This window comes from Azospirillum sp. OGB3, assembly GCF_014192915.1.
Classification (GTDB): domain Bacteria; phylum Pseudomonadota; class Alphaproteobacteria; order Azospirillales; family Azospirillaceae; genus Azospirillum.
In genome coordinates, this window is record NZ_JACHYN010000010.1 from 73,387 (window position 1) to 85,546 (window position 12,160).

Annotated in this window: 11 protein-coding genes; 5 read left to right on the plus strand and 6 right to left on the minus strand. The window is 68.5% G+C overall.

Translation table 11 applies throughout. The annotated features are described in order from the left end of the window. Positions 1–60 precede the first annotated feature (60 nt). From FHW79_RS19520 to FHW79_RS19530, 3 genes are all read right to left on the minus strand, one after another. Positions 61–237, minus strand: a complete 177-nt coding sequence (locus FHW79_RS19520; protein ID WP_183180492.1) for a hypothetical protein — start codon at positions 235–237, stop codon at positions 61–63. A 6-nt stretch (positions 238–243) separates the two neighbouring features. Continuing rightward, on the minus strand, positions 244–1,215 hold the full coding sequence (locus FHW79_RS19525) for a bifunctional riboflavin kinase/FAD synthetase (protein WP_183180493.1): 972 nt from the start codon (positions 1,213–1,215) through the stop codon (positions 244–246). 179 nt (positions 1,216–1,394) lie between these two features. Beyond that, positions 1,395–1,844: a MaoC family dehydratase gene (locus FHW79_RS19530; protein ID WP_014239679.1), complete on the minus strand. Its 450-nt coding sequence runs from the start codon at positions 1,842–1,844 to the stop codon at positions 1,395–1,397. A gap of 354 nt (positions 1,845–2,198) precedes the next feature. Here FHW79_RS19530 and FHW79_RS19535 point away from each other — a divergent pair, with 354 nt between their 5' ends. Next, positions 2,199–3,029: an SDR family NAD(P)-dependent oxidoreductase gene (locus tag FHW79_RS19535; RefSeq protein WP_183180494.1), complete on the plus strand. Its 831-nt coding sequence runs from the start codon at positions 2,199–2,201 to the stop codon at positions 3,027–3,029. Here FHW79_RS19535 and FHW79_RS19540 read toward each other — a convergent pair. Further along, a complete protein-coding gene (locus FHW79_RS19540; RefSeq protein ID WP_247884507.1) occupies positions 3,026–3,634 on the minus strand; it encodes a septal ring lytic transglycosylase RlpA family protein in 609 nt (202 codons plus the stop codon). The genes FHW79_RS19535 and FHW79_RS19540 overlap by 4 nt on opposite strands. A gap of 160 nt (positions 3,635–3,794) precedes the next feature. Between FHW79_RS19540 and FHW79_RS19545 the strand changes: the two genes are divergently transcribed. The 3 genes from FHW79_RS19545 to FHW79_RS19555 all read left to right on the plus strand — a co-directional run bounded on the left by FHW79_RS19545 (position 3,795) and on the right by FHW79_RS19555 (position 6,434). Further along, entirely contained in the window at positions 3,795–4,736 is a 942-nt protein-coding gene (locus FHW79_RS19545; protein ID WP_183180496.1) for an alpha/beta hydrolase, read from the plus strand. A gap of 121 nt (positions 4,737–4,857) precedes the next feature. Further along, on the plus strand, positions 4,858–5,871 hold the full coding sequence (locus FHW79_RS19550) for a DUF6352 family protein (protein WP_183180497.1): 1,014 nt from the start codon (positions 4,858–4,860) through the stop codon (positions 5,869–5,871). Positions 5,872–5,969: 98 nt separating this feature from the next. Next, entirely contained in the window at positions 5,970–6,434 is a 465-nt protein-coding gene (locus tag FHW79_RS19555; protein ID WP_183180498.1) for a bacteriohemerythrin, read from the plus strand. Positions 6,435–6,609: 175 nt separating this feature from the next. Here FHW79_RS19555 and FHW79_RS19560 read toward each other — a convergent pair whose 3' ends face one another. Continuing rightward, positions 6,610–7,122, minus strand: coding sequence for a PRC-barrel domain-containing protein (locus FHW79_RS19560; RefSeq protein WP_247884508.1), 513 nt, complete (start codon positions 7,120–7,122; stop codon positions 6,610–6,612). 530 nt (positions 7,123–7,652) lie between these two features. On the opposite strand from FHW79_RS19560, the gene FHW79_RS19565 reads away from it, so the two are divergent. Further along, positions 7,653–11,366: a vitamin B12-dependent ribonucleotide reductase gene (locus FHW79_RS19565; protein ID WP_183180499.1), complete on the plus strand. Its 3,714-nt coding sequence runs from the start codon at positions 7,653–7,655 to the stop codon at positions 11,364–11,366. Between the two features lie 112 nt (positions 11,367–11,478). Here the strand turns inward: FHW79_RS19565 and FHW79_RS19570 are convergent, their stop codons facing one another. Continuing rightward, on the minus strand, positions 11,479–11,961 hold the full coding sequence (locus tag FHW79_RS19570; protein ID WP_183180500.1) for a hemerythrin family protein: 483 nt from the start codon (positions 11,959–11,961) through the stop codon (positions 11,479–11,481). Between the last annotated feature and the right edge of the window lie 199 nt (positions 11,962–12,160).

A 12,160-nucleotide genomic window follows, 5' to 3' on the forward strand; every position in this document is an offset into this window, starting at 1 on the left:
CCTCCCGGTGGAAACCGTGCGTCAGGTTACCCTGGAACGCCGCGGGCGGTCCATATGGACTCACTTCTCCGGCAGCGCCAGCGTGATGCAGCGGGTCAGCACCGGGTTGCCGGTCATTTCGCGGTAGGCCTGGACGATGGCGGGCTCGGCGGCCTTGCACTGCTCCATCGTCTGGAACTCGATGGTGGTCGGGCCGCCCTGGTTCAGGATGAAGAGCAGGAGGATCACGCGGTCCATCGTCGCTCAGCCTTCCGACCGCGGTTCTTGGGCCAGAACGGTGCGGGCGGCGGCGGCGTCCTGGACGATCTGGTCCTTCAGCTCGTTGAAGCTGCCGAACTTGCGCTCCGGCCGCAGGAACTCGATGAGCTGCACGCGCAGATGCTGGCCGTAGAGGTCGCCGTCGAAGTCGAGGATGTGGGTCTCCAGCCGCTCCACCGTTCCGCCCACGGTCGGGCGGCGGCCCAGGTTGGCGACGCCGTCGCGCCAGACCGTGCCCGCCCCCTGGTCCACGCCGGTGCGCACCGCGTAGACGCCGAAGGCGGGGCGCAGATAGTCGGCCAGCTCGACGTTGGCGGTGGGGAAGCCGATGGTGCGGCCCTTGTGGTCGCCATGCTCCACGCGCCCCTCGATCTCCCAGGGGGCGCCGAGCAGCCGGGCGGCCTCGCGCGGGTTGCCGGCGACCAGCGCGTCGCGCACGCGGGTGGAGGAATAGACGCCCCTGGCTTTGTCGGCCACCGCGTCGTCGGCCACCGGCCCGACCTCGGTCACGCCGAAGCCGTGGGCCGCGCCGGCCTGGCGCAGCAGGGCGGGGTCGCCGCCGCGGCCGTGGCCGAACAGGAAGTCGTAGCCGCAGACGACGTGCCGCACGCCCAGCCCGGCCACCAGATCCTCCTGGATGAAGGCGTCGGCGCTCTTGTGCAGGAAGCTCTCGTCGAAATGGCAGACGAACAGCAGGTCGACCCCCAGCGCTTCGATGTGGCGGGCCTTGACGCGGAAGGGCGACAGGCGGAAGGGGGCGTCGTCGGGGCGGAAGACCGAGCGGGGGTGCGGCTCGAAGGTCATCACCGCCGAGGGCGCGCCGAGATCGCGGGCGATCCGCTGGGCGGTGGCGATCACCGCCTGATGGCCGCGGTGCACCCCGTCGAAGTTGCCAAGGGCGACGACGGCCCCGCGGGCGTCCTCCGGCAGGTCGGCGGTGTGTCGGAACAATCGCATGCGTCACGCCCTGATGGTCTGCGGGCCGCGGACGGCCCCCGAAAACGATGGCGGCCCGCCGGGGCGGGCCATGCCATGGGCGTCTTATATAGACCGGAGCCGGCGCGTGGTCTACGCACCGGCGACCGGCAAGTCATTTCACCTGTTAAAGGCTCGCCCGCCTCAAGCGCGTGGCGGGATCAGCCGCGCGACGGGACCATCAGCAGGGCCTCGCCCTCGATCACCACCGTCTCGCCGACGGTGCAGACCGTGCGGACGACGGCGCGGCGCTTCTCCGGGATGATCTCGGTGACGGTGGCGCGGGCGGTCACCGTGTCGCCGGCGCGGACCGGCGCCTTGAAGCGCACGGTCTGGCTCATGTAGATGGCGCCCGGACCCGGCAGCTTGGTGCCCAGAACGGCGGAGATGAAGCTGACGCTCAGCATGCCGTGGGCGATGCGGCCCTGGAACATGGTGCCGCTGGCGTATTCCTGGTTCAGATGGACCGGGTTGGTGTCGCCGGAGATGCCGGCGAACAGCACGATGTCCGCCTCGGTAACCGTCTTCGCGAAGGACGCCGTCATGCCGACGGTCAAATCCTCGATGCAGTGGCCCTCGTTGTCCTTCAGGACTTGGCGAACATCATCCATACCGCGGTTCCTTTTCAACAAGCACCGGCCAAGCGGTGCGACAACACGTATGGTGCAACGCGATATATGCACTGCAACCACGTGATGGCAACACGACTCGCCTGAAAATGTGAAAAAACCGCTAACCTCTTTCGAAAGAGGAGGCAGTCGAGACGCTCCGCCTATTTTCGGTAACCCGCCGATTTCAGAACCGTGACAGTAAAAGAGCGGGATGGGGCCGGTTAATATGTGTACTGACAATTCGCCCTGCTGCAGCGCGGAATGCGCGGCGACTCGGGGGCGGACGGCTTGACTTCGCGCCGCCGCGGCCAACCGTCACCTCTCATCTCCCTGAACCGCGACGGAATCCGACCCATGCTCCACCGCTTCGCGCTGGTCACCGGCGGCACCTCCGGCATCGGCGCCGGCTTCGCCCGCGCCCTGTCCGCCGACACCGGCCTCCTGCTGGCCGCCCGCAACGCCGAGGCCCTCAACACCGCCAAGACGGAGCTGGAGGCCGCCGGCCGCCGGGTGGAGGTGCTGGCCACCGACCTGACCACCGACGCGGGGCGGAACGCCCTGATCCAGAAGGCGGAGACGCTGGAGATCGACCTGCTCATCAACAACGCCGGGTCCGGCGCCTTCGGGCCGGTGCTCGACAACAGCCCGGAGGCGGAGCGGACGACGGTGGAGTTGAACGTGGTGGCGACCACGGTGCTGACCCGCGCGCTGCTGCCCGGGATGATCGAGCGGGCGGCCCGCGACGGCCGGCGGGCCGGGCTGATCCTGCTGTCGAGCACGGCGGCCTTCCAGCCGATCCCCTTCCTCGGCACCTACTGCGCCAGCAAGAGCTTCGTCCTGGCCTATGGCGAGGCGCTGGCGACGGAGCTGAAGCGCAAGCCGGTGGATGTGCTGGTGCTGTGCCCCGGCGCCACCCGCACCGCCTTCGGCAAGCGCGCCGGCTTTGCCCTGAACGCGCTGCCGGGGGCCGCCGATCCGCTGGACGTGGCGCGGGAGGGGCTGCAGGCGCTGGGGCGCCGCACGGTGCATGTGCACGGCTTCGGCACCCGCAACATGCTGCGCCCCTTCCTGTGGTCGCGCCACGCGGCCTCGGACGGGCTGGGCGCGCTGCTGGCCGCTTTCGACCGAGGGCAGCGCGCCGGCCGGTCCGGCCGGTCCGGCCGTCCGCCGCGCGAGGGGGCTTAGCGGTCGGACCCCGAACCGCTCTGCTGGTCGGCCTTGGACGATCCTGAGAGAGCGGCGCCGCTGCCCTTCTTCTGGGAACCGGGCTGTTCCGCCACTTGCGTCTGGTCGGCCTTCTCGGCCTTGGCCTCGACCTTCTCCTTCACGGCCTCGGTCGGCTGTTCGGATGGCTTGGCCTCGACGCGGACCGGAGCCACCCCGTCCTCGATCATGTCGAGCTGCTTGGCGGCCTTCTTCGACAGGTCGATGACCCGCCCGTCCACATAGGGGCCGCGGTCGTTGACGATGACGTCGATGCTCTTGCCGTTGTCCTGGTTGGTCACGGTGACCTTGCTGCCCAGCGGCAGCTCGCGCGAGGCGGCGGTCGGCTTGTTCTGATCGAATCGCTCGCCGCTGGCCGTCTTCTTGCCGTGGAACGAGCCGCCGTAGAAGGACGCCTCGCCCTCATGGACGATCACCGGCTCGCCTTCGTCCGTGCGCTCCACGGTGATCGGTGGCACCGACGCGTCCTTGGGGCTTTGCGATTTGGAGGAGGGCTGGGCCTGGGCGGCCATGGGGGACAGGGTCAGGGACAGGGCGCAGAGCGCCATGGACATTGTACGCGCCATGTGCATTCGAATGTACCTCCCATTGGACCTCGACAACACCCGTGGAAGGACGGGGGTTCCATCAAATGGCCACCGGGTGGCCGGCGGATGGCCGCCGGACGCTGGACCCGCCCGGTGCGTTGATGCTTCAATCGTCCCGTCAGCGAGGGAGAGCGCAGGAATGGCCGTGAGCGTGGCGGATCTGGGTGTTGAGCCACGATTCGGCTGGATGACGATGGCGGACGGGACCCGGCTGCGCACCGCCCATTGGACGGCCGCCGCCGCCACCCCGCGCGGCACCGCGCTGCTGCTGACCGGCCGCGCGGAGTTCATCGAGAAATACGCCGAGACGGCGGGGGAGATGCTCGCCCGCGGCTTCGAGGTCTTCGCCTTCGACTGGCGCAACCAGGGCCTGTCCGACCGGCCCCTGCCCAACCGGCAAATCCATCACCTGGACAGCTTCGACACGCTGGCCGGCGACCTGCACGAGGTGGTGGAGCGGCTGGTGAGGCCGCGGCAGCGCGGTCCGCTGCTGCTGGTCGCCCACAGCATGGGCGGGCTGGTCGCCCTGATGGCCCTGCTGCGCAACCCGGCCCTGTGCGACGCGGCGGTGCTGACGGCGCCGATGTTCGACATCTTCACCGGCCCGGTGCCGCGCCGCATGGCGGTCTGGCTGGCCGAACGCCTGTGCGCCCGCGGGCGGGCCGCCGAATACGCCTTCGGCCAGCACGATTACGACCCGGTGGAGGGGCTGTTCACCCCCGTCAACCCGATCACCTCCGACCCCCGCCGCTACGCCACCTACCACGACGCCTTCCGCGACCGGCCCGAGCTGCGGGTGGGCGGGGTCAGCTTCGGCTGGGTGCGGGCGGCCCTGCGCGCCGCCGATCACATCCGCTTCACCGCGCCGCTGGAGCGGGTGACGACGCCGATCCTGCTGCTGAGCGCCCCGGCCGACGCCGTCGTCCGCTCGGAATCGCACCGGCTGGCCGCCGCCCGGCTGGGCAACGCCGTGCTGAAGGAGCATCCCGAGGCCAAGCACGAGCTGCTGATGGAGCGCGACGACATCCGCGACCGGGTGTGGGCCGACGTCGACGCCTTCCTGGCGGCCCTCCATCTGTAAGTCGGGCATCTGTAAGTCGGGCATCCGTAAGCCGGGCTGTGCTAGGTCCTTGGTATGGGCGCCCGCGCGCCCACATGAGGGACGCTTTGCGACCGCTTTTCTGTTCAAGGGTCTGCCTTCCATGTCCGATTTCTGGAAAGAGTCCGGTTTCCATCTGCTGACGCGCGACGCCGACGGTTGGCTGGCGGTCACGCCGGACTTTCTGCGCGCCTATCTGATGCGGCCGGAGATGCGCCCGCCCGAGGACGCCTGCGAGACCGAGCACACGCTGTTCGCCGGCCTGCTCGACGATCCCGCCCGCCCCGTTCCGCCGGGCATGGTGGAGGCGCTGGCCGACGCGGACGCGCGCGAGAACTGGGCGGTCTGGCTGGGCTTCCGCGACCGGCTGCTCGCCGCCGGCACGGTCGAGGGCTGCTACCTCCGCCTGTTCCGCGAGGGCGCGCGGGGCGTGCCGGGGCTGTTCATCGACCAGATGGCTCATGTGGTCCTGCGCAACCTGCTGGACGGCACGCCGTCGGGCCTGCGGGCGCGGGCGGGGGAGCTGTTCTTCCGGCCCCAGACCGTGTCGGTGGACGACGGGCGCGTCCGGCTGGCCGACAGCGAGACGGTGGAGATGCTGGCCGCGACCGGCGGCTTCGGCAGCCTGGGCCGGCTGGTGGTGGAGGCGGGGACCGCCCCGCGCTCCGTCGATCTCGACATCCTCGACGAGACCAACCACCCCCGCTACTGGGAGCGCGATTCGCGGCACGACACCGTGCTGGACGTGACCTTCGCCGCGGCCGGGCTGGATGCGCTGTGCCGCGTCCTGGAGGGCTGGGTGAAGCACTTCCTGGGGGTGGCGGTGTCGATCCATCCGGTGCAGCGGATCAGCGACGACCGCTGGGTCTGGCATGTCGGGCTGGACGGTGAGGCCACGGCGATCCTCAACGACCTCTACAACGGGGCCGAGGTGGGGGAGGAGCGGCTGGCCCGCATCCTGTCGCTGTTCCGGCTGGAGTTCGCCGACCCCGCGGCCATGCGCGCCGACATCGCCGGGCGGCCGGTCTATCTGGCCCTGGCGATGACCGCCGACCGCAAGCTGCGCCTCAAGCCGCAGAACCTGCTGGTCAACCTGCCTCTGGCGCAGATGAACTGACCGGCAATCCTATAACCATACTGTGCGTGTGACTATCTGTCGCCCCGGCCGTGGGTGGGCGGCGGCTTATAAGGATGTTTCCTGAAGGGGGAAACATCATGCAATTAAACACAACGCAGCCGAAGACGATGAAGCCGAATCTTGCCGATCCGCGTTGGGAAACGATGGCGTGGCAGGACGGCTTCGGCGTCGGGAACGCCGTGATCGACGCCGACCACAAGCGCCTGTTCGAGCTGTTCAACGAATTCGTCACCGCGGTGAACGAGTTCCGCGCCGACAGCGAGATCCAGGACGTGCTGAGGGACCTGCTCGACTACACCGACACCCATTTCGACCGGGAAGAGACGCTGATGCGCGAGCACGGCTATCCCGACTACGCCGCCCACAAGGCGCTGCACGACAGCTTCGTCCGCCAGCTGCACGACGTGAACAGCGCGCTGGACGCGGGTGGGGAGAAGGGCGCCTTCGTGCTGGGCTTCCTCGCCAAATGGCTGTCGGGCCACATCCTGGGCGTGGACACCAAGCTGGGCGCCTACCTGCGCGAGCGCGGGGTGGAGGCGTAGAGCCTGATAGCCCTCTCCCCTCTGGCTGAAAGCCAGCACTGCGGCGGCAGGCGGATGCCTCTGGCATCCGCTGAGAGCCGGTGAGGGGGGCGCGTGGCGATACGTCCGGCACAAGCGCAACCCCCTCACCCTAACCCTCTCCCCAGAGGGGAGAGGGAATATGGGTGGCTGCGCTTTACTGCTTGTTCGGGTCGCCGCTGTGCTTCGGGCCGCGGTTCAGCGAGGTCATGCTGTCGCTGTACTGGAACTCCGGCATGTCGCGCACGCTCGCCTGGGTGACGTCGCGCAGCGTGATCGGGCCGTTGCCCGGCAGCACGTCGGCCAGCGCGATGTCCGCCGCGATCTCCTTGCCGCCGATGCCGAGGAAGCCGCCGCTCTGGATCACCAGGAGTTGCGCGTTGCCGTCCGGGCCGAGGATCACGTCGGACACCTTGCCGACCTTTTCGCCGTCGGCGCCGATCACCGTGCGGCTCATCAGATGCTCGACGCTGGCGCCGCCCGTGGCGTTGCCCGTGGTGGCGTTGCCTGCGGAGCCGGCCGGGCGGGCGCTCTGCCCCTGGTCCATGATGACCGAATTCGGGGCCTGGGAACTCGGGGCCTGGGTGGAGCCGCCGGTGCCGGTCTGGGCCGCGGCGGCGCCGGTCATCAGCGCCAGGGCGGACAGGGTCGCGATCACCGTCTTGTGCATGGAAGATCTCCTCGTTGCACGAAACCGACCCTTCCAACACCGGGAGGGCGGAAAAGGTCACGCGGGGCCGCCTGTGACATCCTGGGGCGACTCGGGGTGCTGTCGGGGAGCCCCGCCGTGGGGCTGGTCCAGCGGGCAAAAGTGGGGTTGCGGAGCGGGGGATCGGGAGAAGGGCGTACCGCCGATTCGCTCCCCGTGACTCCTGCGGTCGAAGGGTCCCGGCGACCCCGCGAACGTGGCGGATTCCTTACGGGAATCGGTCACCGGAGGCTTTCGGCGAGGGACTAGATGTGGGGGTGGGCGGATTTTTTCCGGGAACCCGCGGCGGCTTGGCCCGTTGACCTGACGCGCCATATCTAGGAGGTAGGCCCGCGTCAAGCACACAATATCTTGGGTCGGGTCTTGCTTGGTCCAAAGCTTGAGGCTAGGATGCGCACCAACATACAGGGTGTTGCGTTCGTCAGCCAGCGCGAGCTGCGCCGCACGGAGCGCGACACCTTTGTTCGCCAGCCAGAGGGAGCACGAGTCACATGCGGGTCCAGCGTCGTTTCACGAAAGAGGGTCAGGATGCTTACGCCGCTCTCGGCTTCCGCCGCACGACGAGCGAGATCCGCAACCCTGACGGCTCTGTGGTCTTCCAGCAGACGGACATCGAGGTTCCCGAGAATTACAGCCAGGTCGCCAGCGACATCCTGGCCCAGAAGTACTTCCGCAAGGCCGGCGTTCCGGTCGCCCTGAAGGCGGTCGAGGAGAACACCGTCCCGTCCTGGCTGTGGCGCAAGACCGCCGATGAATCGGCTCTGTCGGCGCTGCCGAAGGAGAAGCGCTATTCCGGCGAGAAGTCGGCCAAGCAGGTCTTCGACCGTCTGGCCGGCACCTGGACCTACTGGGGCTGGAAGGGCGGCTATTTCGACACCGAGGCCGACGCCCGCGCCTTCTTCGACGAGATGCGCTTCATGCTGGCCGCCCAGATGGCGGCCCCGAACAGCCCGCAGTGGTTCAACACCGGCCTGCACTGGGCCTACGGCATCGACGGCCCGAGCCAGGGCCACTTCTACGTCGATTTCAAGACCGGCCTGCTGACCTCGTCCGCCTCGGCCTACGAGCACCCGCAGCCGCACGCCTGCTTCATCCAGTCCGTCGCCGACGATCTGGTGAACGAGGGCGGCATCATGGACCTGTGGGTCCGCGAGGCGCGCCTGTTCAAGTACGGCTCCGGCACCGGCTCCAACTTCTCCCGCCTGCGCGGCGAGGGTGAGAAGCTGGCCGGCGGCGGCAAGTCGTCGGGCCTGATGAGCTTCCTGAAGATCGGCGACCGCGCGGCGGGCGCCATCAAGTCGGGCGGCACCACCCGCCGCGCGGCCAAGATGGTCACGGTGGACATGGACCACCCGGACATCGAGGCCTACATCGACTGGAAGGTGACCGAGGAGCAGAAGGTCGCCGCCCTGGTCACCGGCTCGAAGATCTGCCAGCAGCACCTGACCGCCATCATGGCCGCCGCCCAGGACGGCCAGGACCCGAAGGTCAACAAGGAGCTGAAGAAGGCCATCGTCGCCGCCCGCAAGGCGCAGGTGCCGGAGAACTACGTCCAGCGCGTGATCCAGTTCGCCGGCCAGGGCTTCACCAGCCTCGAGTTCAAGACCTACAACACCGATTGGGACTCCGACGCCTACCTGACGGTGGCCGGTCAGAACTCCAACAACTCGGTGCGCATCTCCGACGACTTCATCCAGGCCGTCCTGAACGACGACGAGTGGAAGCTGATCCGCCGCACCGACGGCACGGTCCACCGCACGCTGCGCGCCCGCGATCTGTGGGACAAGGTCGGCTACGCCGCCTGGGCCTGCGCCGATCCGGGCGTGCAGTTCGACACCACGATCAACGACTGGCACACCTGCCCGGCCTCGGGGCGCATCAACGCCTCGAACCCGTGCTCGGAGTACATGTTCCTCGACGACACGGCCTGCAACCTCGCCTCGCTGAACCTGATGTCGTTCCGTCTGAAGGACGGCTCCTTCGACGTCGAGGCGTTCGAGCACGCTTGCCGCCTGTGGACCATGGTGCTGGAAATCTCGGTGCTGATGGCGCAGTTCCCGTCCAAGGAAATCGCCCAGCTCTCCTACGAGTTCCGCACGCTGGGGCTGGGCTTCGCCAACCTCGGCGGCCTGCTGATGTCCTCCGGCCTGCCCTACGACTCGGCGGAAGGCCGCGCCTACTGCGCCGCCATCTCCGCGGTGATGACCGGCGTCGCCTACGCCACCTCCGCCGAGATGGCGCAGGAGCTGGGCGCCTTCCCGGCCTATGAGCAGAACCGCGACCACATGCTGCGGGTCATCCGCAACCACCGCCGCGCCGCCTGCGGCGAGATGGAGGGCTACGAGGGCCTGTCGGTCAAGCCGGTGCCCTTCGTCGCCGACGAGTGCCCGGAGCAGGAACTGGCGATGGCCGCCGTCCGCGCCTGGGACATGGCGCTGGAGCTGGGCGAGCAGCACGGCTTCCGCAACGCCCAGGCCACGGTGGTCGCCCCGACCGGCACCATCGGTCTGGTCATGGATTGCGACACCACGGGCATCGAGCCGGACTTCGCCCTGGTGAAGTTCAAGAAGCTGGCCGGCGGCGGCTACTTCAAGATCGTGAACCGTCTGGTGCCGGAGGCCCTGCGCACGCTGGGCTACACCGCCGACGAGATCGCCGCGATCGAGCGCTACGCGGTCGGCCACGGCACGCTGAAGGGCGCGCCGGGCGTCAACCACGAGACGCTGGCCGCCAAGGGCTTCCCGGCCGAGCTTCTGGAGAAGCTGGAGGGCAACCTCGCCACCGCCTTCGACATCAAGTTCGCCTTCAACCGCTGGACGGTCGGCGCCGACGTCATCGTCGACACGCTGGGCATCCCCGCCGAGCAGATGGACGCGCCGGGCTTCGACCTGCTGACCGCTCTCGGCTTCACCAAGGCCGAGCTCGAGGCGGCGAACACCTTCTGCTGCGGCGCCATGACGCTGGAGGGCGCGCCCTTCCTGAAGGACGAGCACCTGCCGGTGTTCGATTGCGCCAACCCCTGCGGCCGCATCGGCAAGCGCTTCCTGTCCTGGGAATCGCACATCACCATGATGGCCGCCTCGCAGCCCTTCATCTCCGGCGCCATCTCCAAGACCATCAACATGCCGAACACGGCGACGGTCGAGGAGTGCAAGGACGCCTACCTGCTGTCCTGGCGTCTGGGCATCAAGGCCAACGCGCTGTACCGCGACGGCTCGAAGCTGAGCCAGCCGCTCTCCGCCGCCCTGCTGGACGACGAGGAGGACGCGGTCGAGGAGATCGTCGAGGCGGCGAACGCCACCCGCACCCAGATGGTCTCCGAGCGCATCGTCGAGAAGGTCGTGGAGCGCATCATCGAGCGCAAGCGCACCGAGCGCGAGCGCCTGCCGCACCGCCGCAAGGGCTACACCCAGAAGGCGACCGTCGGCGGCCACAAGATCTACCTGCGCACCGGCGAGTATGAGGACGGCCGCATCGGCGAGATCTTCATCGACATGCACAAGGAGGGCGCCGCCTTCCGCTCGCTGATGAACAACTTCGCCATCGCGGTGTCGATCGGCCTGCAGTACGGCGTGCCGCTGGAAGAGTTCGTGGAGGCCTTCACCTTCACCCGCTTCGAGCCGTCGGGCATGGTGACCGGCAACGACACCATCAAAATGGCGACCTCGGTCATCGACTACATCTTCCGCGAGATCGCCATCTCCTACCTGGGCCGCACCGATCTGGCGCACGCCACGCCGGAGGATCTGGTGCCCTTCACGGTCGGCAGCGGCGACAAGCAGGGCGACCTGCCGGACACCGAGGCGGTCCAGCCGTCGGACATCGTCCGCAAGGTTGCGTCGACCGGCTATGTCCGCAACAACCTGCGCGTCCTGAACGGCGGGCAGACCCAGCGGGCCTCGGCCGCCGCGGCCCTGGCCGCCAGCTCGGTCCAGGCCACGGCGTCCGCCGCCCACGCGGCGGTGGTGGCCAGCCCGGCGGTCGGTGCGGCGGTGGTCCATGCCGGCGGCACGGCTCCGGTCGGCGGCACCACCGGCACGTCCTACGGCGGCAGCAACAGCGACCAGCGCTACGACCGCATCCGCGAGGCCCGCGCCCGCGGCTACGAGGGGGATCAGTGCGGGGAGTGCGGCAACATGACGCTTGTCCGCAACGGCACCTGCCTGAAGTGCGACACCTGCGGCTCCACCACGGGCTGCAGCTGAGGCCAGCCGGCTCCATCCCCGGCATGGCGTGGAAAAGGGGAGGTCCTCGGACCTCCCCTTTTTTCATGCGGCCTTTTTGTGCGCGCTCCGGTGAGAGCGCGCTCCGGCGGGATCAGACCGGGATGTTGGGGAAGACGCGGCCGGACAGCTGGACATCGGCCAGTTCCGCCGGGATGGCGTCGCGCTCCTTCAGCCAGCGGGCGAACTGGCGGTCCGCGGAATTGATGTGCAGCATCAGCCATTGCGGCAGGAAGGTCGCCAGATACTCGGCGATGTTCTCCTCCGGCACGTTGCCGGTGGTGAAGGCGTGCAGCTGCTCCCACGCCAGGGAATGCTGGACGAGATGGTCGGCCAGGAAGGGATAGCCGGCCTCCTCCATCACCTTCTGCTCGCTGGCGAAGTGAATCTCCGTATAGACCACCGCGTCGGCCAGCGTGCGATAGACCTCCTCGCGGGAGCGGCCTTCGGCGACGGCGACATGGAACGCCTGGACCAGCGCGATCCAATGCTTGTGCTGCTCGTCGATGTCCTCGACGCCCAACGCAAGATCGTCGCTCCAGACGAGATCCTGAAAATTCTCGGTGGGCATGTCCATGATCGCGATGACTCGGCTTAAGGTGGTGGAAGCCTGGGCATCATAAACACGGTCGTATGTGCATCAATGGTTTGAATTGAGATAAATTGTCGCGGTTTCGGCCATGATCCGGAGCGCGCAGGCGAGGGGCTGCGTCCTTGCCGGAAGCCCGTTGCGGGTCAATATGCGGCCCAGTGACGACACAGCCGACGGGATGCGC